The sequence below is a fragment of the Shewanella morhuae genome (genome assembly GCF_900156405.1).
Lineage (GTDB): Bacteria > Pseudomonadota > Gammaproteobacteria > Enterobacterales > Shewanellaceae > Shewanella > Shewanella morhuae.
This window is the reverse complement of the sequence record NZ_FTNN01000009.1, coordinates 93,913-116,339: the sequence shown is the minus strand read 5'-3', so window position 1 is coordinate 116,339 and position 22,427 is coordinate 93,913. Positions and strand designations below refer to the sequence as shown.

At 44.0% G+C, this 22,427-nt stretch carries 18 protein-coding genes and 3 pseudogenes; 11 read left to right on the top strand and 10 right to left on the bottom strand.

The window, feature by feature from the left end; genetic code table 11:
• Positions 1-6 precede the first annotated feature (6 nt).
• The 9 genes and pseudogenes from BW947_RS12180 (at position 7) to xthA (ending at position 8,012) form a co-directional block, all read left to right on the top strand.
• Positions 7-609, top strand: a complete 603-nt coding sequence (locus BW947_RS12180; RefSeq protein ID WP_076499949.1) for an aminodeoxychorismate/anthranilate synthase component II — start codon at positions 7-9, stop codon at positions 607-609.
• Positions 606-1,688 (top strand): annotated as a pseudogene (gene trpD, locus BW947_RS12175) (anthranilate phosphoribosyltransferase); the annotation flags it as partial. The gene BW947_RS12180 and the pseudogene trpD, both read left to right, overlap by 4 nt.
• A 45-nt stretch (positions 1,689-1,733) precedes the next feature.
• A complete protein-coding gene (trpCF, locus tag BW947_RS12170; protein ID WP_244153252.1) occupies positions 1,734-3,152 on the top strand; it encodes a bifunctional indole-3-glycerol-phosphate synthase TrpC/phosphoribosylanthranilate isomerase TrpF in 1,419 nt (472 codons plus the stop codon).
• A 149-nt stretch (positions 3,153-3,301) separates the two neighbouring features.
• On the top strand, positions 3,302-4,492 hold the full coding sequence (trpB, locus tag BW947_RS12165) for a tryptophan synthase subunit beta (protein ID WP_076499948.1): 1,191 nt from the start codon (positions 3,302-3,304) through the stop codon (positions 4,490-4,492).
• A gap of 5 nt (positions 4,493-4,497) precedes the next feature.
• Positions 4,498-5,319: a tryptophan synthase subunit alpha gene (gene trpA / locus BW947_RS12160; RefSeq protein ID WP_076499947.1), complete on the top strand. Its 822-nt coding sequence runs from the start codon at positions 4,498-4,500 to the stop codon at positions 5,317-5,319.
• Between the two features lie 384 nt (positions 5,320-5,703).
• The gene (locus BW947_RS12155) at positions 5,704-5,988 is read left to right on the top strand and encodes a DUF2798 domain-containing protein (RefSeq protein WP_076499945.1); all 285 of its coding nucleotides are present in this window, start codon (positions 5,704-5,706) and stop codon (positions 5,986-5,988) included.
• 367 nt (positions 5,989-6,355) lie between these two features.
• Positions 6,356-6,901, top strand: coding sequence for a septation protein A (locus tag BW947_RS12150; protein WP_076499944.1), 546 nt, complete (start codon positions 6,356-6,358; stop codon positions 6,899-6,901).
• Positions 6,901-7,200 (top strand): YciI family protein, encoded by a 300-nt coding sequence (locus tag BW947_RS12145; RefSeq protein ID WP_076499942.1) that lies wholly within the window; start codon positions 6,901-6,903, stop codon positions 7,198-7,200. Before BW947_RS12150 ends, BW947_RS12145 begins: the two co-directional genes overlap by 1 nt.
• Positions 7,200-8,012 carry an exodeoxyribonuclease III gene (gene xthA / locus BW947_RS12140; protein WP_076499941.1) on the top strand — a complete coding sequence of 271 codons (813 nt, stop codon included), beginning with the start codon at positions 7,200-7,202 and terminating at the stop codon, positions 8,010-8,012. The genes BW947_RS12145 and xthA overlap by 1 nt, the downstream gene beginning before the upstream one ends.
• 609 nt (positions 8,013-8,621) lie before the next feature.
• Here xthA and BW947_RS12135 read toward each other — a convergent pair.
• Together BW947_RS12135 and BW947_RS12130 are read right to left on the bottom strand one after the other, a co-directional pair.
• Positions 8,622-8,720 (bottom strand): annotated as a pseudogene (locus tag BW947_RS12135) (transposase); the annotation flags it as partial.
• Between the two features lie 102 nt (positions 8,721-8,822).
• Positions 8,823-10,412 carry a hypothetical protein gene (locus BW947_RS12130; protein ID WP_076499939.1) on the bottom strand — a complete coding sequence of 530 codons (1,590 nt, stop codon included), beginning with the start codon at positions 10,410-10,412 and terminating at the stop codon, positions 8,823-8,825.
• Positions 10,413-10,779: 367 nt separating this feature from the next.
• Here BW947_RS12130 and BW947_RS18905 point away from each other — a divergent pair, with 367 nt between their 5' ends.
• A complete protein-coding gene (locus BW947_RS18905) occupies positions 10,780-10,923 on the top strand; it encodes a hypothetical protein (protein ID WP_159436987.1) in 144 nt (47 codons plus the stop codon).
• 468 nt (positions 10,924-11,391) lie between these two features.
• Here BW947_RS18905 and BW947_RS12120 read toward each other — a convergent pair whose 3' ends face one another.
• The 7 genes and pseudogenes from BW947_RS12120 to BW947_RS12090 all read right to left on the bottom strand — a co-directional run bounded on the left by BW947_RS12120 (position 11,392) and on the right by BW947_RS12090 (position 18,660).
• A complete protein-coding gene (locus BW947_RS12120) occupies positions 11,392-12,846 on the bottom strand; it encodes a methyl-accepting chemotaxis protein (protein ID WP_076499935.1) in 1,455 nt (484 codons plus the stop codon).
• Positions 12,847-12,950: 104 nt separating this feature from the next.
• Complete coding sequence (locus tag BW947_RS12115) at positions 12,951-13,442, bottom strand: DUF1097 domain-containing protein (protein ID WP_076499933.1); 492 nt, start codon at positions 13,440-13,442, stop codon at positions 12,951-12,953.
• A gap of 244 nt (positions 13,443-13,686) precedes the next feature.
• Positions 13,687-14,116 (bottom strand): annotated as a pseudogene (locus BW947_RS18900) (molybdopterin cofactor-binding domain-containing protein); the annotation flags it as partial.
• Positions 14,113-14,820 carry a nucleotidyltransferase family protein gene (locus tag BW947_RS12105; RefSeq protein WP_076499931.1) on the bottom strand — a complete coding sequence of 236 codons (708 nt, stop codon included), beginning with the start codon at positions 14,818-14,820 and terminating at the stop codon, positions 14,113-14,115. The pseudogene BW947_RS18900 and the gene BW947_RS12105, both read right to left, overlap by 4 nt.
• Positions 14,817-15,833, bottom strand: a complete 1,017-nt coding sequence (locus BW947_RS12100; RefSeq protein WP_076499929.1) for an XdhC family protein — start codon at positions 15,831-15,833, stop codon at positions 14,817-14,819. Before BW947_RS12100 ends, BW947_RS12105 begins: the two co-directional genes overlap by 4 nt.
• Before the next feature lie 292 nt (positions 15,834-16,125).
• The gene (locus tag BW947_RS12095; RefSeq protein ID WP_076499927.1) at positions 16,126-17,865 is read right to left on the bottom strand and encodes a methyl-accepting chemotaxis protein; all 1,740 of its coding nucleotides are present in this window, start codon (positions 17,863-17,865) and stop codon (positions 16,126-16,128) included.
• Positions 17,866-18,015: 150 nt separating this feature from the next.
• Positions 18,016-18,660 carry an MBL fold metallo-hydrolase gene (locus BW947_RS12090; RefSeq protein ID WP_076499925.1) on the bottom strand — a complete coding sequence of 215 codons (645 nt, stop codon included), beginning with the start codon at positions 18,658-18,660 and terminating at the stop codon, positions 18,016-18,018.
• Positions 18,661-18,844: 184 nt separating this feature from the next.
• On the opposite strand from BW947_RS12090, the gene BW947_RS12085 reads away from it, so the two are divergent.
• Entirely contained in the window at positions 18,845-20,134 is a 1,290-nt protein-coding gene (locus BW947_RS12085; protein WP_076499923.1) for an alpha/beta fold hydrolase, read from the top strand.
• Positions 20,135-20,599: 465 nt separating this feature from the next.
• On the opposite strand, the gene BW947_RS12075 is transcribed toward BW947_RS12085, so the two are convergent.
• Positions 20,600-22,321, bottom strand: coding sequence for a phospho-sugar mutase (locus tag BW947_RS12075; protein ID WP_076499922.1), 1,722 nt, complete (start codon positions 22,319-22,321; stop codon positions 20,600-20,602).
• Positions 22,322-22,427: the final 106 nt, after the last annotated feature.

Sequence of the window (22,427 nt, the reverse complement as noted above, 5' to 3'; positions counted from 1 at the left end):
CCGAACATGAAACTCTATCTACTCGATAACTTTGACTCCTTCACCTACAACTTAGTGGATCAATTCCGCAGTCTAAATTGTGAAGTGGTGATTTACCGCAACGATGTTGCCGCCGACTATATTGCCGAAAAACTGCTTAATGAGCCCAAGCCTGCGGCCTTAGTGTTATCACCTGGCCCTGGCGCGCCCCATGAAGCGGGCTCTATGATGGCGCTGATTGCCAAAGTCGCGGGAAAAGTGCCGATGTTGGGCATCTGCCTTGGTCATCAAGCCATGGTGGAGTATTACGGTGGTACTGTAGCGCGCGCACCTTTTGTGGTGCACGGCAAAGCAAGCCCTACCTTCCATAATGGCACTGGCGTATTTACCGGTTTACCTTCTCCTTTACCCGTTGCGCGCTACCACAGCTTAGTCGCCACCAAAGTGCCCGATTGCTTACAAGTAATAGCAACTACAGAAGATATGCCGATGGCTATTTTACACCCAGAGCACAGAGCCGTAGGGTTTCAGTTTCATCCAGAATCGATTCTCACCACATTAGGTAGCACACTGCTCATTCAAACCTTGGCATTTCTAACCCAAGACGTCACCGTAGGAGCAAATGTATGAGTACAAAAAACATTCAAACTTTGCTTGATATTTTGTATCAAGGTAACAGCCTAAGTCGTGAGCAAACCGCCGAGTTATTTGGCGCGTTAATTCGTGGCGAAATGAGCGAAACCGCGATGGCAGGCATGTTAGTCGCGCTCAAAATGCGCGGTGAAACCATTGATGAAATCAGCGGCGCTGCCGATGCCATGCGCGCCGCGGCCAAATATTTCCCTTGCCCTGAGTTTAATACCGCCCAAGCTAACAACCAAACACAGGCTAACCGCGCGCTGAGTAACGGCATTATTGATATTGTTGGCACCGGTGGCGATGGTTTTAATACCATAAATATTTCCACCACCGCCGCCTTTGTGGCCGCAGCGGCAGGTGCTAAGGTCGCTAAACACGGTAATCGTAGTGTATCGAGTAAATCGGGATCGTCAGATTTACTCGCGCAGTTTGGCATTGACTTAACCATGTCGCCAGATACCGCCAGTCGCTGCCTTGAAGCCTTGAATCTGTGTTTTCTATTTGCGCCGCACTACCATGGCGGTGTAAAACATGCCGTGCCTGTTAGGCAGGCACTTAAAACTCGCACTTTATTCAACGTGTTAGGGCCGCTAATTAATCCCGCACGACCTGAGTTTATGTTACTTGGCGTATATAGCCCTGAGTTGGTTTTACCGATAGCGAAAGTATTAAAGGCGCTTGGCACAAAACGCGCTATGGTAGTGCACGGCAGCGGTTTAGATGAAGTCGCGCTGCACGGCAACACCCACGTTGCGGAGTTAAAAGACGGCGAAATTATTGAGTATCAACTCACGCCAGCCGATTTAGGTGTGCCTTTAGCACACATAACTGACTTAGAAGGTGGCGAGCCTGCGCAAAACGCTTTGATTACCGAGGCAATCTTAAAAGGTCGTGGCACAGATGCCCACACCAATGCGGTCGCTATCAACGCGGGTTGTGCTTTATATGTATGCGGGATTGCCGATTCAGTTAAAGCGGGCACTTTACTGGCGATCGCGATTATCCAAAGTGGCAAAGCCTTTGAATTGTTAAGTCAGCTCGCAAAAGTCAGCAGTGAAACAAAGGAAAACGTAGTAATGGCTCCAGAATTTAAAGCTGATATTCAAGATGTTAGAATGCCGTCATCACTAGACACAATGCAAAAAGGCAACGTGTTAACTCGTATTGTTGATACCAAAGCGGCCCACATTGCCGCCCTAAAACTCCGATTCCCCGAGGCGAGCCTGTCGCCTAAGGTGTCTGATCGCAGTCTATTTGACGCGCTCAAAATGCCCAAAGCGGGCTACATTTTAGAATGTAAAAAAGCCAGTCCCTCTAAAGGGCTTATCCGTGATGTGTTTGATGTTGAAGCTATTGCTGATATTTACGGCAAATATGCAGCGGGTATTTCGGTGTTAACCGACGAGCAATTCTTTCAAGGGGATATGGACTACATCCCCAAAGTGCGTGCTCGTGTGAGTCAACCCATTCTATGTAAAGATTTTTTTATAGATGAATACCAAATAAAACTCGCCGCCCACCAAGGCGCAGATGCTATTCTGCTGATGTTGTCTGTGCTCGATGATGAGCAATATCAACGCTTGGCAAAAGAAGCGGCAAAGTATCAACTCGATGTGCTGACTGAAGTCAGTAATCAAGCTGAACTAACCCGTGCTATCGCCTTAAACGCACGTATTATCGGCATCAACAATCGTAATTTAAGGGATTTGAGTACCGATCTTGCCACCACAGAAGCGCTGGCGCCACACATTGGCAGCGACCGCGTGGTGATCAGCGAATCAGGCATTTACAACAATGAACAAGTGCGCCGCTTGAGCCCGCTGGTTGATGGTTTTCTGGTTGGCAGTTCGATTATGGCCGAGGCTGATATCGACTTAGCCTGCCGTAAATTGATCTTCGGTCACAATAAAGTCTGCGGCCTCACCCGTGTGGAAGATATCCACGCTGCGGCAATATCAGGCGCGGTTTATGCTGGACTGATTTTTGCTGAGCAATCGCCGCGCGCATTAACGCTTAATCATGCAGAGCAACTGCTCAGCGTGTACCGCGCATCTGATGCGCCAGCAATTGAATTTGTTGGCGTGTTTGTAAATGCTACGCCCAGCACCATCTGTGATATTGCCACTCGTTTGCAGCTATCTGCAGTGCAACTGCACGGCGCAGAAACCGAACTTGAAATAGCCGAGCTCACCGAACGTTTACACCACGCAGGGCTAACCACCCAAATTTGGAAAGCGGTCAGTGTTGATGCTAAAACTGGCGAGATAGGATTAATGCCCAAGGGCGCACAGCGTTATCTTTTTGATAGTAAAACTGCCGGCCATTTTGGTGGCTCAGGCCAAGCCTTTAATTGGCAAAGTAACATTCCGCAAAAGTCCCATGCCATGCTGGCGGGCGGACTCAATGCCGACAATGCAACGAGTGCTAATACGCAAGGGTTTTACGGTTTAGATTTTAATTCTGGCCTAGAAACCGCCGCAGGCATTAAATCGGCGCAACTGATCCAAACGGCTTTTACCCATTTACGTCTCTAACCTAGCATTTTAAAAAAGCCTAAATGAATTTGATACTAGATATAGAAATATGAACCTATTAATGCCAATGGCCCATTGAAAATAGCTCAATTAAATAACAGCTCAATCCAAGCCACTGGCAAACAGATTGATAAAATAAGGAAACAGGTATGTCAAAATTAAAGCTTAACCCTTATTTCGGTGAATACGGCGGCATGTATGTGCCACAAATTTTAGTGCCCGCCCTGAAGCAATTAGAAACCGCCTTTGTGGAAGCACAAGAGGATGAAGCCTTTAAAGCCGAATTACATGATTTACTCAAAAACTATGCCGGCCGTCCAACGGCGCTAACCTTAACGCGCAATTTAAGCCCTAACCCACTGGTTAAAATCTATCTTAAACGGGAAGATTTACTCCACGGCGGCGCCCATAAAACCAACCAAGTGCTTGCGCAAGCCCTACTAGCTAAACGCATGGGTAAAAAAGAGATTATTGCTGAAACGGGCGCCGGACAACACGGCGTTGCCACCGCTCTCGCCTGTGCTTTATTGGGCCTTAAATGCAAGGTGTATATGGGCGCTAAAGATATAGAGCGTCAATCACCTAACGTATTTAGAATGCGTTTAATGGGTGCAGAAGTAATCCCCGTTACGTCAGGTTCCTCCACGTTAAAAGATGCCTGTAACGAGGCGATGCGCGATTGGTCTGGCAGCTACGAAAAAGCTCATTATTTACTCGGCACGGCCGCAGGACCACACCCTTTCCCCACTATTGTGCGTGAATTTCAACGCATTATTGGCGAAGAAACCAAAAGACAACTCTTTGAACGTGAAGGACGCTTACCCGATGCGGTTATTGCTTGTATCGGCGGTGGCTCCAATGCCATTGGTATGTTTGCCGATTTTATCGACGAGCCCAGTGTTGAACTGATTGGCGTTGAACCCGCAGGTAAAGGTATAGACACACCAATGCATGGCGCACCGCTCAAGCACGGTAAAACTGGTATTTTCTTCGGTATGAAAGCGCCTTTAATGCAAGATAGTGAAGGTCAAATTGAAGAATCTTACTCGATTTCAGCCGGGTTAGACTTCCCCTCCGTTGGCCCGCAGCACGCGCATCTTCATGCGACTGGCCGCGCACGGTACGAGTCAGCGACGGATGATGAAGCCTTAGACGCTTTCCAACTTTTGGCGCGCTGTGAAGGTATTATCCCCGCGCTAGAATCGGCGCACGCTATCGCCTATGCCGTAAAAATGGCACGTGAGTGCACTAAAGAAACCATTTTAGTGGTTAACCTTTCTGGCCGTGGCGATAAAGATATTTTCACTGTTTCTGATATTTTGAATGGTAAAGAGGTATAACGAACATGAGTGATACATTAACTAACACTGGCCGTTACCAAGCCACCTTTGCCAAACTTAAAGCGCAAGGCCGTGGTGCTTTTGTGCCATTTGTCACCCTTGGCGATCCTAGCCCTGAATTATCGCTGAAAATCATCGACACCTTAGTACAAAATGGCGCCGATGCCTTAGAACTGGGTTTTCCGTTTTCAGACCCTTTGGCCGATGGTCCAGTGATCCAAGGCGCCAATCTACGTTCTTTGGCTGCGGGCACCACTCCAACGGCGTGTTTTGAATTACTGGCACAAATTCGTGCTAAATATCCTGAAATACCAATAGGTTTGCTACTTTATGCCAACTTAGTCTTTGCTAATGGTATCGATAACTTTTATGCCAAAGCGAAAAAAGCGGGTGTTGATTCAGTACTTATTGCCGATGTGCCAGTGGAAGAATCAGCGCCCTTTATTGACGCCGCCAAAACACACGGCATCGCGCCCATTTTTATTGCACCGCCCAATGCTGATACCGATACATTGCAGCAGGTTAGCGCCAACGGAGAAGGTTACACTTACTTGCTATCCCGTGCAGGCGTGACAGGCACAGATACCAAAGCAGGTGCTCCAATAGAAGAGGTTCTCGCTAAATTACGGCAATTTAATGCGCCGCCACCGCTACTCGGTTTTGGTATTGCCGAGCCAGCACAAGTGAGCGACGCCATCAAAGCTGGTGCCGCAGGGGCGATTTCAGGCTCTGCCGTGGTAAAAATAATTGAGGCTAATCAACACGATGAAGCCACGTTGCTTGCAACACTCGCAACATTTACCCGTGCGATGAAGGCGGCAACCTAAGTTAACGATATGGTTATCTATACTAAGCCTACCTAGTTGCCCTTTGGGAACCTGGCAGGCATCCGTGTTGCATTGACTTAAAAGGGAATAACCATTTCTGTATCAATGCATCTCGGATTAAAATACCTGTGAGGCTTTGAACTGATTAGATATAAATGTGATTGCTATAAGGGCCAAGAATACTTTTGGCCCTTACTGGTGTTAAAAATTGCCCTTTCTGATTGCTGTTTCTATAGTACCTCTCTAAAATACGCCCGCGCAGATTGTAGCTTTACACTGTCCTTAATAGGCTCATTCTTTACGCTTTATTGCTCGAAAACGAATCGCTAACAACTGCTACCAACCATTATTCATTTATTTGATACATCTCCCATTAAGGCTTTAATCACCATGTCTAAACCTTTAGCTAATGTTGCACCACGGACATTTATAGGCACACCTAAATTACCTGCAAAATATGCAACTATCGTGATGCCATTTTTTCTTTCGATTCTTATGAGCTGCATTGTTTCAGGGATCAGCACATTCAATGGCGTTGGTGCGGTGTCCCAATTTACCGAACTATGGCTCGGTGCTTGGTTTATTTCATGGGTGGTGGCTTTTCCAACCTTATTACTTGTGCTTCCTTTCGTACGTAAACTGACGGGCGCATTTGTCGATTTACGCTAAACAGCCTATTTAAGCAGAACTTAAGGATAAGCTCTGCGTCTCTACCGGTTATTTTTAGGTAAGGTAATAAAATTAATCTGTTACCACAGCGACTATCCCAAACTCAGGTGGGTTAATTCATCGATGTGACATCATGTAAATGGTTTTGCATCGATAAATTTAAGCAATCAAGATCCCCTTTAAAATAGCGCGCTTTACTCATACGCTTTACTATCATCCGTTAAGATAGTGCTTGTGATAGTGCGATTAAAAATACTAACAACAAGACCCGTTTAATCGGCAATATCGCAATCCTAGACCCTGAGTGCTTTTTCCCTCATGTTGTGCATGCTACACTCAAGCCAATGTCTCTTTAACACGATTACTTATGAAACAACTGCTTGATTTCCTGCCCCTCGTCATCTTTTTTGCTGTCTATAAATTTTTCGATATTTATATCGCCAGCGGCGCATTAATCGCAGCCACCGCGCTTCAATTAATCGTGACCTACGCGCTATACAAAAAGCTCGAAAAAATGCACATCATCACCTTTATAATGGTGACCGTGTTTGGCACGCTAACATTAGTATTCCACGATGATTCCTTTATCAAATGGAAAGTCACCATCATCTATAGCTTGTTTGCGATTGCCTTAGGCGTCAGTCAGTTACTGAATAAATCGATACTAAAATCGATGTTGGGCAAAGAAATGCAAGTCGACGATAACATTTGGGCCCGCGTCACTTGGTATTGGGTGGTATTTTTTGCAATTTGTGGCCTAGTGAATATCTATGTTGCCTTTAGTTTGCCATTAGAAACTTGGGTTAATTTTAAAGTGTTTGGTTTAACCGCCTTAACCTTAGCTAATACTGTGTTAACCGTATTTTATCTGTATAAACACCTTCCAGAAGACCAAAGAAAGGAACTCAAATAATGTGGTATATGATTTCAGCTCAGGATGTTGATAACAGTTTAGAAAAGCGTTTAGCCGCGCGCCCCGCTCATTTAGAGCGCCTGCAAGCCCTCGCCGATGAAGGCCGTTTACTGATTGCTGGCCCACATCCTGCGATTGACAGCGAGAACCCAGGTGATGCCGGTTTTAGCGGCTCACTGGTCGTTGCAGACTTTGATTCGTTAGACAGCGCCAAACTCTGGGCAGATGCTGACCCTTATTTTGCCGCGGGTGTTTACCAAAGTGTGGTGGTTAAACCCTTTAAGCGAGTTCTACCTTAATGAAAATAGTGTCTTTTAACATCAATGGTCTGCGTGCCCGTTTGCATCAATTACAAGCCTTGATTGATAGCCACCAGCCCGACATTATCGGCCTACAAGAAACCAAAGTGCACGATGAAGCGTTTCCATTAGCCGACGTCGAAGCCATGGGATATCAGGTGCATTACCACGGCGGCAAAGCCCATTATGGCGTGGCTATGCTATCGAAGGCTGTGCCAATTAAAATCCAAAAAGGCTTTCCAAACGATGATGAAGAAGCGCAGCGCCGCATGATCATTGGCACCTTTGCCCAAGAAAATGGCCGCCCGTTGACGGTATTTAACGGCTACTTTCCCCAAGGCGAAAGCATAGATCACCCAACAAAATATCCGGCTAAACGTAAGTTTTATCAGGATTTAATGCAATATTTGCAGACCAACCACAGCAACGATGAAGACATTGCTATTATCGGTGATATCAATATTTCACCGACCGATTTAGATATCGGGATTGGCGAAGTCAACCGTAAACGTTGGTTAAAAACCGGCAAATGTAGCTTCCAACCAGAAGAACGTGAATGGTTAAAAACTTTGCAGGACTGGGGGCTAGTCGATACATTCCGTCAATTACACCCAGAGCGCACTGAGCGTTATTCATGGTTTGATTACCGCAGCAAAGGTTTTGATGATAACCGCGGTCTACGTATTGATGTGATTTTAGCCACGCCTGCACTGGCGGCGCGTTTAGTTGAATCCGATGTCGATTACGATCTGCGCGGCATAGAAAAACCCTCAGACCACGCGCCCATCTGGAGCACGTTCAAAGAGGCTTAATCAGCTAAAGTTCGACCATCTTAGTAGATATAAAACATCGGCTTAGGCCGATATTTTTTTATGGGCTAAATATATTTTATCTTTGTCGCTCGCGGAAATAGTCAATGAGTCAGGTTTGATGCTGAACGTAGCTTACTTCTGGACAGATATGCGTTGGCGACCAGTAATTTTAGTTGTGAGGGATTTATCGTTTGCTGATATCCACTCATACAGGCTTGCCATAACATTTACTCACCGACTCGGTGAATAGAAACCTAGGGTTTCTGAGCTTATGAACGAGAGCCATGGTCGTTCTCATGCATCCCTGCATTGCACGACATTCAGGCGTCCTGCCTATCAGATGGCGAACTGGCAGTTAAACAGGGACGTTGTTCAAGTCCATCCTTGAATACAGGGCCGCACCGTCTGATGTGAATGGATTCACAAATGCCGCGATGGCATGGATGCCAAAGAGCGGCCATGAGGCGGACGGTCGTCTCGCAAATCACCATAGCTCACCTTTTTAGCATCGGCGAAACCTGTGGATTGAAAAGATTGCGTAACATACTTTTGGATAAAAGAGTGCTTCGCTTTTCGCAGAATTGTCTTCATTGCGGATAAACAAACATAATCCTCAGCACACAAAAAAGCCCTTCTGACACAGCGATTTATCACATGATAGAAAGGCGTTGCATTGGTATCAATTAACTGTCTTCTGGCTGAGGTCATGACAAGCTCCACTAAGATAAAATCAGGATAATTTGAAACCTAGTCAAAGAAGCTAAAAAACACAAAAAGATGTAGCAGTCCTTATTATTAATATATTACGCATCACAGAAGGTATGCTGGATGGTAGAATTTTATACCAACGAACATGAAGTTCCAATAATTAGCAAATGTACTCTCAATTTCTATAATCGCTTCTTTATGCGCGGTGTCGTAATCATTAGCAAGAATATTTAGAGTATGGTAATCATCCTCTTCTACCATAAATTCAAATAAATATAGGTCTCGATTACATTTTTTATCTACAAATTTTTCCAATATCATTGATAAGTCGTCTCCCATATCAGGATAATCTATCTCTCCATTGATATACTCAAGCACAACTAAATCAGTTGACATTTTTACAATTCGAATATGTTTTTCTTTTCTATAATGCTTAATAAATGGAAAAATAGTTTTCAAGGTTCCATAAAACCATTTGATAATCGTCCGCCCATGATTATCAAGTATTAAATATTTATACTCATCAACTTCTTCGGTATAGAATTTTGACACCCTCATCTTTTTTATTCTTTCTTCGATTAAGGATATTTTTTCTTCTTGTGCGGGGATATAGGGAATAAACATAATCTGTGCATCTTTAATCGTAACAATCGGCTCATAATTTACATTCAGTCTACTTTGAAGTTCTTCACTAACAATTAGGCCAATTGTGCCTTTAACCTCATCTCTAATATCAAGACTTAATAATTTGTGATGAAGTTGGCACTCCATATTTACAATCACAGCAGAGTGCCGTGCGAAATTTAAAAATATATAATATTTAAACTTACCTGAATCAAAAGTGTCAATGGCAGTAATTAATGAAGATTTCAACCTCTCAGCTCCTGTTTCATCATTTACTCCCATATTCGGTATAAGTACACTAGAAGTAGCAGTATTTATTATACAAAAATGATCATTCTCCACATGTACCGAAGTTAACATTTTAGTATCAAAGGCAGTGCTTTCACCGGATATTATATAACAAATATCCGGTTGAGTATGAACACCTGAATTATTAATTTGGGTTCCTGTATATGCGCCACCAATGCCATCATCTAAAGTATAATTGTGCATCCCATATACTTGTAATAACGCAAGCATTTTTATTAATAAAAATTCATGCGCCATCTCTCCGACTCTAAGCTCATTTTTCCAACTCTCAATAAAACTGTTATAAAACGACTTTGTGTATGTTTCAAGATCTTCTGATTGAGACCCAAAAACAACATAATCATTATCGTATTCCACATAGGGGCTTGCTTTGTTATCTATAGTATAAAGTTTAGGTCCACTCTCATAAAGTCCGATAACAATCTGTATATCTGGATATTCATTAAAGTATTGGTAATTTAATAGTGTTCTATTTATCGCACTTTTAACGTCATTACTACACTCAATTTGAAGTAAAAGTAACTCAATGAAACTATTACCAAAATCAGCATCACCTATTAAACCTATGGAAACATTCTCAGTAGAATATAACTTATAAGCTTTTTCATAAACATATTTATTATTACGACTTTGCTTCCCTTGTTTTTCTCCAAAGGAAGTTACTAATTTTTCTTCACTAAGCTCATTTCCTTTTGTAACAGCGCTATCAGCAATTAGATATGCAGATTCATTAGTCTTCCAAGCAACACAATATGTCATAAAAAACAATCCAGGTGAGTTTACGATAAAACTAACGTCTTAGTATTTATGCGCTGCGCTGTTTGCAGGGCATAAATCGCTTGTTGGACTTGGCCGCTGCCACATCCGTCTAAATTGGTATGAATGATGCTATAGGAATTTGCTTTTTTGCGGTAGCTATTTTTTATACAGTTTGGAGGGTAATCACTTGATATCGTTTTAGCTTTATCATTTTTTAGGCTCACGTTTAACTGACTAACTCTCGTAGTTCACTGTATTCCAGTCAAGACTCAAGCTGGAAAGATCGGACAGGCATAACTTCTAGATTGAAAGTAGTCCACCACATTAGCTTTTCTATCGCCAAAGTTTTATTCGCGCAGTTTGCTTTTTGGACTTCAAAACTGATTTTCGGGCAAAAGCTTTTAGCCAGATGAACAGTCCAATGGTCGTTAAGATTGCCACTGTTGCAACAGTGACCGTTGGCGGCATGGATGCCGCCGTCGAGCCTATAGGGATACTTCTTGTTAAATAAAGGGGTGGCGTGTCACTGGGAGAAACAGTGGCAATGCATATAACGCAATATACGATTCAGTCGTCTTGCTTTGGGGCCAAAACATGTTAGCCCAAAGCTAGCGCAAAAATGGCGGTTTTTGTGTGTGAACCAGTCTAGGCAAGTCAGATTCACTGTAACGATGTTTGCAATCTCTCATGGTCAGGTCTTACTTTTGGGTACCCGTTACTTTATGTATCTCAAATTATCAGACAGTAAAGGGATGACTTTCGAGCAGTTGCAAGCTTTGGGGACAATAACAATTAATGTCGTACAGCTGGCCATTAATGCCACGTAACTCAGTGACTGCATTGGGATATTTGAGAATAAAATGGCGGCAATCTAAGATTTAACCGCCATTGGATATGAGGCTTGAGCGCTTGATATCATTGTTAATATGAGTCTTAATTGCCACTTAACAATCAGGACTGTGCATATTAAAGGTGAAAATTAGCTCGTGTGATACTGCTGTAAAATGCCTTCTAAATCGACCGATGCATGGTGTAAATCGTTAGCTAAAGTGACACTACGCTGAGAAGTCTGCTTGATGATTTCCGATTGATGACGAATTTCATTTAACTGCCCTGCAATATCGCGTGAAGTCATACTTTGCTCTTCTGCCGAGGCGGCAATTTGGCTACTCATGTCAAATACGGCATTGATAGATTGTGCCATGCCTTGAACATCATCACCGACTTCAATAATCGCGCTGCGACCTTCGTCTGCTTGATCGACGATTTCCATCGTAATACTTGATAAACGAGTCGTGCCGGATTGCAAACCTTCAATCATCGACTGAATTTCTACCGTCGCTTGCTGAGTTCGGCCCGCTAAGGTACGCACTTCATCGGCGACAACCGCAAAACCACGCCCTTGTTCGCCAGCACGTGCCGCTTCAATCGCCGCATTTAGAGCTAAAAGGTTAGTTTGTTGCGAAATACTATTAATCGTGGTCACAACCGCATCGATACTCGCGGCATCTTTCGATAACTGTTCAACTGACGAAAATGCCGCGCCAATTTTAGTTGAAAGCAAGCCAATGCTGTTAACCGTGTTGGCAACACGCTCTTGACTCGTTGATATTTGCATTGAGTTTTCTTTGGTTTGCAGTGACGTGTTACTAGCATTAATAGAGACTTCTTCAATGGCCGACGTCATTTGTGCCATTGCCACAGCAACCGAATCGAGGAATTGATGTTGGCTGCTGATCAGTTTTTCACTGGTGGCCGCCTGTTGATTAAATTCATCCGCCGCTAATGATAGGGTCTTAGCATTCTTGCCAATCGCCGATACCATTTCACTCATGTTATCAGCACAGCGATCAATTTCACGGGCAATCAAACTAAAGTCATCTGTACCAAAGAAGTTTAATCTAAAGCTCAAGTCACCATCGGCTAAGCGTTTGATGGCTAAGTACATGTCCCATAATCCGCCACCCAAAGAAGTGGAGATCCAATAACTCAGTTGGAATAAAGGCAATAAACCCAATAAAGCCAACCAAAGCATAAAGTTAGCATCGCTACGCGCATCGGCTTCCCACTCGTGGGTATTTTGCGTCAGTTGTAAGGCTTGTGTGCCTGACACGCTGGCAGTGGCCGTCACGTTATCCCCTTGGCGCTGCGCCTCACCTTGCCTTGAAGTCACGGTTAAGCCGTATTGACTGGCAAATTGTGTTAAAGCGCCTGCATCTAATTTTTGTATTGAAGCGACTTGCGCTAAGGCATCAACACTTGCTTGAACTCGGGCAATAGAAGCTTGCTCAACATTACGTTGTGCATGTTGATAGTTTACGCCTGCCACTCCGGCCGTAATCAGCGCCACCATAGAACACACGACCCAAAATTTTCCGTTGAGACTGAATTTGATTAATATGGCATCAATGGTGCGAAACTGGATTTGTTTCATCTTAATAATTCCTAAGGAAAAAATACTATCTAGCGCTAAATCAGCATTATAACTCAGAATATTACTATAAAAATGCCCGTAATGTACTCTGAATAAAGATAATGTTAATCCGTACTCGACATAGGGTTACGTGTTGCTGCTGACCACTTTTGTGTCAGAGTAACCAACTGCTCAGTTAACAGACTCATACTAAAACCTAACAAGCCACCAATGACTAACGACGGTATAATATTAGCCACATCCCCCGCCATAGCAAACGTAATACAACAACCAATAAAGGCACCAGGAATAAAGCTAAGCTTTTGATAACTTGCCTGTAAACACATAGCCGAAGTAGCTATACCGGTAAAAATATAGCCAAATACCGGCGAGATAAAAAAACTGCTACCCGCAATAATAAGCCAAGCCCAAAATACACCCGACAGATTTGTGCACCATGCCATCATCATGCCCTGAAAGCCCGCTTTAGGTTGCGCGAAAAAAGTGCTGCAACCTAAAAAGCCAATCCAGGTAACTAGATGAAAAGCATCTGCGACGCCACACCAAATAGTCGCTAATAGGCCGGCAGAAATAGCGACTTGCCAACGATGTTCCATGGATGACCCCTTTTTATTCAATCACGGAAGTTGATACCCTTGGCTGCTCTGAAACTCATGTCTTAAGCTCGCGCGGGTAAATATATTGGTTAAATTACCTCAGTCTTGGTAACAAAAACCTGATCTATTACAAATTTTCGGCATTAAAGCCTGCAAAACAGCTAACAAGCAAATATTTTGTAGTAAAAAAACAAAAAAAGCGCTTTTTAGACGCTTTTTTGTTCGGTTGTATCACTTACGTAACTTAAACTCGAAGCAGCTTATTAACGGGAAGATCGCGGATCCTTTGTCCCGTGGCAGCAAAAATCGCATTGGTTAAGCTCGGGGCAACGGGCGGCGCACCTAGCTCATCAACACCTGCTGGCGGCGCATCAGATTCAATAATAATGATCTCAATACCGGGTGCTTGAGGTATGCGCAGTAAAGGATAATCGTGAAAATTCGATTGCTACACTTTACCCTCTTTATAATAAGTGATTTCGCCCATCAAGGCTAAGCTCAGGCCAAACACTATCGCGCCTTCAGTCTGGGCTTTACCCTATTGGGGTTAACTATTGCAAGGTTAATGAACTGTGCCCACACCTATTGCTGCATATTGCTGCAATGGCATTAACGACTTTAAGCTGTTTATCCTCGCTCACTTCCACCAGCATAGCCACAGCAACATAACTCACTGATTAAGTGCCAACCACGACGCAAGATCGGCTTGGGTATCAATATCAATTGCGGCGCGAGGGAGAGGTATTGTCACTAACGCGCCCTGTTTCTCTTGTTGTTTTAAGATAGGTTTTGCCCCGCGTTCACCACTTAAATGAGTAAACAAAGGCAATGTCGAAGCATTAAAAATAGCTGGCACGCCGACATCATCTAAATAGTAAGCAGCAACGTTTTTACCTGTTTGATGCCATGTTGAAATCAATTGCTGGTAATCATCAACGCCCAGCGCAACTTGGTCGGCGAGTGTTAACAGCATGCCATCAAAGCCCTGTTCCAGCGCGTAACTTGCCGCCAAACGAACAGAAGATGCTAAGCCCGTATGCGACTGCTGATTAATCATTACATCAAATGGCTGGCGGGAATTAAGCTCAGCTAACAATGGCTGTAATATATGATGATGAGTGCCAAGTATAATGAGTAAAGGCGTGACTTGAGGCGAATGATCATCTGGGCGTGCCCTATCTAAAGTGAGGCCATCGAGTTGCTGTAAACAGGTAATGTGACTGTTGATGATAGGCAATTCTTCTGTGCCAAAAGCATGGCATGAAGGAATCAGTTGCGCTAACTTTACCCCTTCAAAACGCTGGCTCTGGCCCGCAGCAAGTACCACGATAAGTAATCGCTTAGCCGAAGATTCCTGAGATATTTTAGGTGTTATCAACGCATAACCTCAACTAATTGCTTTAACGTTGCGCCGTGAAGTACACCATGACATTGAGCCAAAATACTTAACGCAATACTACTGGGTAACTCGCCGCCAAGGGCAAGTCCCGCCGGGGCTGCAAATACTCCTGAAAAAGATTCAGTGTTAAGCCCTACCATATCCAACACTTTATCGCGTCTATGAGCTGGCCCAAGCAATCCAATATAAGCCAACGCATAAGGTTGAATGACCTTTAATACCGCGGCATCTAACCCAAGGTTGTGATTCATCACTACAACGCAATCGAGTGATGCTATAACATTAGCCGCAAGATCTTCAACTGCTTGTTTAATAATGTGTGCATGGGGAAAATCTGCCGCTCTAGCATAAGCAGTACGACTATCGATAACCGTCACTTGCCACCCTAAAGAATGAGCAATCGCCGCAAGGGGTTTGGCATCAATCCCACCGCCCATGATCCCAAGGTGAAACCTCGGCCGTAGGGGGATAATTAACGACTCACCCGTTTCTTGGTTAAAGATACCCGTTCGCACGTAATCACTGGCTGAAAAAGGCGTTAACTCTGCTGGGTAAAAGGCAGCTTGATAGAGCCGAGCATCAAAGCCCGCGCTCACTAAAGGCAGTTGATAAAAGCCCGATTGACCGTGACGAAATGCCTTTACCAGTTCTACTAAACCTAAATCATGATTTTCTTTCAGTAATGGTACCAACATAATATCGACAATACCGCCGCAACCGAGGCGGTAACTTGCATCGGACTCATCGCTGGCATCATAAGTCACCCGCATCACTTGCCTGGTTTGCATGGCTTTTTGTGCGTGACGACGTAAATCAGCCTCTAAACATCCTCCGCTTAACATTCCAGCGCCTTGGCCAAACTCATGAAACAACATCATGGCGCCAGGTTTACGGTAGGCAGAGCCTTGAATGTGAGTGATGACCGCCAGTACCCAAGCATCATCGGCAAGCGGTAACCAATGTTCTAATAAACCTTCGATTTGGTGATCCATTCGCACAGGCTCCGTTGGGTTAAGGGGAGGTAAAAAACTCAATACAATAAGTGCTCACGCTCGGTACTTCTCATAAGGTGGGAGCCTTGTGAAAAATTGTTATAGATCGGTATTAAGCCGCTGAATAACCAAGTTAGCAAAGGCGCGTACGTATTGAAAGGAGTAATAGAGAGCAAAAGTATTGATGTCAAGAATCAGTGTAAAAGTATATCAAGTGGAGCAGATAGACATCCATGTCTTAAGGTAATTTAGAACAATAACTCTTGTTTATCGCAGCTGGGGCGCAGCTAAACTAAAACTGATATTCCCCTGCTTTAGTACGCAACATTTGTGATTGATTATCGAGATTAATTGAGGTCGACTCAATTTGCTCAATAATTTGGGACACCTCACGGGAATTATCCCGGATCACTATCATGCTCGAGGCGATTTCTTTAGACACCAATGATTGCTCCTCGGTCGAGGCGGCCACTTGAGTATTGAGCCCATGAATGGCTTCAGTGCTAGAACGAATATCCTCAAAAACGACGACGATACGTTGTAGTTCACCCCCAGCCTTTTGCATTAATGTCGCAGCTTGAGTAACCGATGTGCCCACTTGATGAGTCCGATTTTGAAGACTTGCAACTATATCATCGATTTCCTTGGTTGAATCCTGAGTGCGCTGGGCTAATGATCGTACTTCATCGGCTACCACCGCAAAACCTCGCCCCTGCTCACCCGCACGTGCCGCTTCAATCGCCGCATTCAGTGCCAGCAAATTAGTTTGTTCAGCAATGGCTTTAATCACACTCAGCACATTACTAACTTGGGTACTTTCATTCACCAAATGCAACATAGAGTCTTGGGTGTTGGTGAATGCACCTTCTAATACTGACATCGCTTTGAGTGCTTCTGACACTGTCTGCTGACCCACAGTGACATGGGTTTCGTTTTCAGCCGCTCGGTTTTCTGCATTCGAAGTGCTTTCGCTTACATGCACTAATGTTGTGGTCATTTCCTCCATAGCACTGGCACTAGCATCTAGCTCCCTTGCCACCCGATCTGAACTTTCACGAGAAATTTGAATCGAGGCTTTGGTCTGTTTAGCTAAATCAGCGACCTCTTTTGCAATACTGTCAGTTGTTGATAATGAACTCGCAAGTGAAGCGATAAATAAGTTAATTTGATTAACGATTTCACCTATTTCACCTTGGGTTGCTACAGTAATTCGCCGTGCAAGGTTTTTAGATTGCTGGATATCTAGTAGCTCACGACAGGTTTGAACTAAAGGAGTAACGATACGGCTCTTCACGATGACAAAACCAATAACGGCAGCAAAAATCACAAGTAATAGCACGAGTTGGACCCAGTTCAACGCAGCGTGAAGATTACCGAGTCGATGGACAACCTCTCCTTCAGTACGTTTATCTAAGGCACTAAAAAAGTTATCGATTGGGGTCATAATCTTCACTTTTTCTTTATGGTATTGCTCACTATGCAATAACTCCCTCGCCATCACGAGATTAGGATCGCCTTTTACAGTATATGTTTGAGTATTTGGGTCGAGAAAAATGCCTTTAACTGCATTCATCGCTTTCAGCTCGATAGCCACTAAAGCATTTGAATTTTGCTGAGCCTCATCAAGATATCGAAATTCTTCATCTGAAAACCCAAGAGCTTGCATTTTAGTTTTCAATACAACTTTTGCGCCATCAGGTTTAGGTTTATCACCATAATTAAGCACCAGATCCCAATAAATTTGGTTATATTTTTCTGGCCTTGGCTTCTCACCATTACGAATAGCTAAAATATCCATATACATTTTTTCGTACTTTTCATCACCCGTAACGGCATAGGTACGAGCAAAGCGAGTTAAGTCATCGGAACTTTGTCTTAGTTCATCAGCAACTTGATAGGACTGATATCGAATACTCGCCGCGTCGTTAAATAAGTCAACTTTTGATTTAAGATTAAAACTCAGCACCGCAGTAATCACGGCACTGGCGACTATTGTCGAAAATACCACACTCATCATTGTTTTTGTTTTCATAAATGCCCTAACAGACAGACGACTACCAGTCGTTTAAGTCTAGAAGTAAAATATAAAATAGAGGAACTAAATATGTGTTTATTGCAATCTATATACGTACTTACAGACAATTATCAACGGTGAGACTTATTTTCACTACACTGTGCTTTGTTAGCGCAAAAGTTGGTCGGCGACAAAGGGGTTATGCTCGCGTTCTTCACCAAAAGTAGACATAGGCCCGTGGCCTGGAATGAACTCCACTTCAGTGCCCAAAGGCCAAAGTTTTTCAGTGATTGATCGAATTAAATCTTGATGATTCGATTGGGGGAAATCGGTGCGACCAATCGAGCTTCTAAACAAAACATCGCCGACCCACGCTAGCTTAGATTGAGCAGAGAAAAAAGCGATGTGTCCCGGCGTATGCCCTGGGCAATGCAGTACTGATAAACTTTGCTCACCCACGCTGACTCTATCACCATCCTGCAAATATTGATCGGGCTCGAAGGCATCGCAATGGGGGAAACCGAAATTTTGGCTTTGTTTAGGTAAGTTTTCAATCCAAAATTTATCATCAATATGCGGGCCAATAATTGGAATATTTGCAGCTTTGGCTAACGCTTTAGCGCCGCCAACGTGATCGATATGACCATGGGTAAGCAGAATTTTTTCAAGGACTAAGCCGAGCTTTGTGGCTTCATTTTGGATCCTATCTATATTACCTCCTGGATCCACAACTGCTGCTCGTTTGGTTTTTTCACACCAGATAAGGCTGCAATTTTGCTGAAAGGGTGTCACTGGAATAATCTGATATTTCATAGCTTCAATCTCGTGTTATCCATAAGCGATAGATTACGCTAAGCAACTCATCATGGCTCAAATTAGGATTGAAAAAGTTGATCTTAACCCGAAGCCAAGCAAATAATCCTAGTTTGCAGCATAAACCGTTTTGTATACAATCTGCTAAACACAATACAGCATCCTCCGCTATTAAGGTGACTTGATGAAACCCGATATTATTCTTGCTGATGTTTTGGCTAAAAAGCACACTTTTACCTTGCCCCTAAACTATCAACATCCCATAGCAGAACAAATCCACATATTTGCCCGAGAACTTTGTAGCCTAGAGAATAAAGATAAAAAACTACCTTATCTGGTCTTTTTTCAAGGTGGCCCTGGGTTTGCTGCTATGCGTCCAGCCAGTAACAGTGGCTGGTTGCGCCGTGCCTTAAAAGAGTATCGTGTTTTACTACTCGACCAACGAGGTACTGGCTTATCAACCCCAATCAACCACTTAAGTTTAAAACATTTAGATCCTATCGCGCAGGCAGATTACCTTAGCCATTTTCGTGCGGATAATATTGTGCGCGATGCGGAAGCCATTCGAGCTCAACTCTGCCCCGCCGATAAATGGGCAATTCTAGGCCAAAGTTTTGGAGGCTTTTGCGTTTTACATTATTTAAGCTCGGCGCCTCAAGGCATTAGTGAAGCCTATATTACCGGCGGTATACCATCGCTTAGCCGCAGCGCCGATGACGTTTATCTCGCGACCTATCAACGAGTACTGACCAAGAATAAGCAGTTTTTTCAGCGTTTCCACGATGCACAGCACTTGGCCACACGCTTAGCAAAGCATTTGTGTGAACATGAAGTGTATTTAGCCACCGGAGAACGCCTTACGGTTGAAATGTTGCAGCTACTTGGCATCAATATTGGCATGGAACAAGGACCCGAGTCGGTTTATTACCTACTCGAACAAGCATTGATTGACACAGCATCAGGGGTTGAAGTCAATCCCTTGTTTTTAAACCACTTCAGCCAGCTACTCGATTACAACACTAACCCCATTTTTGCCCTACTGCACGAAGCCATCTATTGCCAACACTCAGGTTCACAATGGGCAGCTCACAGGATGAGACAACACTTTCCTGCTTTTAACTATCAAGTCGGCAAAGCGTTGTTATTTACTGGTGAGATGATTTATCCCTGGATGTTTGACCAATTTAGCCACTTAATGCCGTTAAAAGCTGCGGCGGAAATCTTAGCCCATAAAACAGATTGGCCAGCACTTTATAATCTCGAACAACTGGCACAAAATCGTGTGCCTGTCGCTGCAGCGATATACAGTGAAGATATGTTCGTCGAGATGCAATACAGTCTAGAAACAGCCCAGCAAGTCGGTAGACTAAAATACTGGCTCACTTCCGAGTATGAACACAATGGTATTCGTATGGATGGTGAGCGAATACTCGACAAACTGATTAGTTTAAATCGGGGGCAAAGTTTAAGGTAGCATCCCAATAACCAGTGACGGTTCATGATTCTGTGTCTGGTTGATTTATCAACATATTTTAAGGGAAACCATGAAGTTCTTTATTTCTTTTATCTTTGCTTTTATTGGCTCTAAATTATTATTCAAATACTTCGATTTTCACTACGATATTTTTAGTGACTCTTTTGAACCACTAAAATTTATTATTGATACTGGTGTGTTCGTTGTTATTTTTATATCGACACAGATACTGTATGAAAAAAAATTTGGTAAAACGAATAAACAAGAACAGCCATAACTCCCCCCAAAAATGCATATAGTGACGATAAACAATGTTATATATTTATCTATAATAACATGGCTTTACACCACAAATGGTTAGTGGGGAACATAAAAAAGCAACTGACAGAGTGCTGTCAGTTGCCTTGTTTAAAAGTGAATGTTTAGCTTTACCTTATCAGACTACGGCAAAGAACATCGCTGCGGTTATTTTGGCAAGCTAGCTTGGTGAGCCTTAATAAAGTCAGCCATCCTTTTATCAGCCTTCGCTTGGGCGCTGGCTAAAGTATCAGCCTCAAGCATCGTTTCTACCACTTCGTAGTAGCACTTAATCTTAGGCTCAGTACCCGATGGACGCACAATCACCCGAGCGCCACCCGTTAAGCAGTAGGTCAATACATCGCTCGGTGGTAAATCGATTTTCTCGACTATACCATCGGCAAAACGGCGCTCAAGGGCCTTTAAATCATCGGTTGACAGTACGTCTAACTCACCAATTTTCACGGGCGGATGTTCGCGCAAATAAGCGCCAATATTGGGCGTATCTGGTTTTAAGGCAATACTCACCTGCGCATTAAGATGAAAACCATGCTCGCGGTAAATTTGCTCGAGTCGGTCCCAAATGGTTTGCCCCTTCGCCACTAGTTCAGCAGTTAATTGGGCAAATGCCACCAGCGCCGACAGACCATCTTTGTCCCATACCATACTGCCGACTGTGTAGCCAAGCGCCTCTTCATAGGCGAACAGAAATTGATTCTCGGGCTGAGTTTTAGCAATCCCCACATTCATCAACCACTTAAAACCAGTGAGCGTGGTAAAGCTTTGCGTGCCAAAACCTTGAGCAATCTTAGATAACAGACTCGATGACACAATTGTGGTGCCCGTAAGACGCTGATTATCTTTGGCATGGGACAATAAATAATGACCAAAGAGTACGCCGACTTGATCGCCTGTCAGCATCTGGTATTCGCCATCGTCTTTACGCACGGCAACGGCAAAGCGGTCAGCATCGGGATCGTTAGCGCAGGCAAGCATAGCGCTGTGTTTTTTCGCCTCGGCGATGACTAAATCCATCGCGCCTTTTTCTTCTGGATTAGGGAAATTTACCGTTGGGAAATCGCCATCAGGTTCACGTTGAGCTGCAACTGAATACACCTGAGTAAAACCGGCATCTTTCAATACCGTTTCAGCCATATCCGCGCCAACACCGTGCATTGCGGTATAGGCTAAGCTAACTTTTTCGGGTGCGGTATGGTTTTGTAGCACCTCCGTTTGCTTTATACCATTACGATAAGTTTGGTAAAAATCGTCCTGCAGGATAGTCAACTTACCTTGTTTTACCGCGTCATCATGTTCTAAAAACGGAATGGCTTGATTGGCAGCGCGCTCAATCTGCGCGGCAATACCAGAGTCATGGGGCGGAATAATCTGTGCGCCATTTTCCCAATAGACTTTATAGCCATTATATTGCGGTGGATTATGGCTCGCGGTCACCACAATGCCCGCTGCCGCGTTAAAATGCTTCACCCCAAAGGCTACTAGCGGCGTGGGCGCCACTTTAGCGGTTAAGCGCACGTTAATACCCATCGCGGTGAGCACGCTAGCCGCATCGTGGGCGAAGTTAAATGAATCGTGGCGACCATCGTAGCCAATCACTACGCCACGCTCGGCCGCATCTTTAATCTGGCTAAGTAAATAAGCACCAAGACCTGCCGAAGTTTGACGAATAACCAGACGATTCATCCCCATAGGACCGGCGCCAACCACACCACGTAAGCCTGCGGTACCAAACTCTAAGCGGCCAGCAAAACGCGCAGCCAGTTCAGCTTCGTTACCGCTATCGATTAACGTTTGTAACTGGGCTTTAGTGCGTGAGTCGGGATCATTTTCAAGCCAATGCTTAACCTGTAACTGCAGATGGGTATTCATAAAGCGCCTCATTGAAAATCATTTGCAATTACCTTAGAAAAAACTGCGCCGAAGAACAAGTAAATTTGCATTAATTTCAAAATGAGTCAGGTTATATGCGTATAAC

Excerpts from the sequence above, each read along its gene's own strand:
- BW947_RS12180 (WP_076499949.1), top strand. The coding sequence starts at position 7 with ATGAAACTCTATCTACTCGATAACTTTGACTCCTTCACCTACAACTTA.
- trpCF (WP_244153252.1), top strand. The coding sequence starts at position 1,734 with ATGCCGTCATCACTAGACACAATGCAAAAAGGCAACGTGTTAACTCGT.
- trpB (WP_076499948.1), top strand. The coding sequence starts at position 3,302 with ATGTCAAAATTAAAGCTTAACCCTTATTTCGGTGAATACGGCGGCATG.
- trpA (WP_076499947.1), top strand. The coding sequence starts at position 4,498 with ATGAGTGATACATTAACTAACACTGGCCGTTACCAAGCCACCTTTGCC.
- BW947_RS12150 (WP_076499944.1), top strand. The coding sequence starts at position 6,356 with ATGAAACAACTGCTTGATTTCCTGCCCCTCGTCATCTTTTTTGCTGTC.
- BW947_RS12145 (WP_076499942.1), top strand. The coding sequence starts at position 6,901 with ATGTGGTATATGATTTCAGCTCAGGATGTTGATAACAGTTTAGAAAAG.
- xthA (WP_076499941.1), top strand. The coding sequence starts at position 7,200 with ATGAAAATAGTGTCTTTTAACATCAATGGTCTGCGTGCCCGTTTGCAT.
- BW947_RS12130 (WP_076499939.1), bottom strand. The coding sequence starts at position 10,412 with ATGACATATTGTGTTGCTTGGAAGACTAATGAATCTGCATATCTAATT.
- BW947_RS12120 (WP_076499935.1), bottom strand. The coding sequence starts at position 12,846 with ATGAAACAAATCCAGTTTCGCACCATTGATGCCATATTAATCAAATTC.
- BW947_RS12115 (WP_076499933.1), bottom strand. The coding sequence starts at position 13,442 with ATGGAACATCGTTGGCAAGTCGCTATTTCTGCCGGCCTATTAGCGACT.
- BW947_RS12100 (WP_076499929.1), bottom strand. The coding sequence starts at position 15,833 with ATGGATCACCAAATCGAAGGTTTATTAGAACATTGGTTACCGCTTGCC.
- BW947_RS12095 (WP_076499927.1), bottom strand. The coding sequence starts at position 17,865 with ATGAAAACAAAAACAATGATGAGTGTGGTATTTTCGACAATAGTCGCC.
- BW947_RS12090 (WP_076499925.1), bottom strand. The coding sequence starts at position 18,660 with ATGAAATATCAGATTATTCCAGTGACACCCTTTCAGCAAAATTGCAGC.
- BW947_RS12085 (WP_076499923.1), top strand. The coding sequence starts at position 18,845 with ATGAAACCCGATATTATTCTTGCTGATGTTTTGGCTAAAAAGCACACT.
- BW947_RS12075 (WP_076499922.1), bottom strand. The coding sequence starts at position 22,321 with ATGAATACCCATCTGCAGTTACAGGTTAAGCATTGGCTTGAAAATGAT.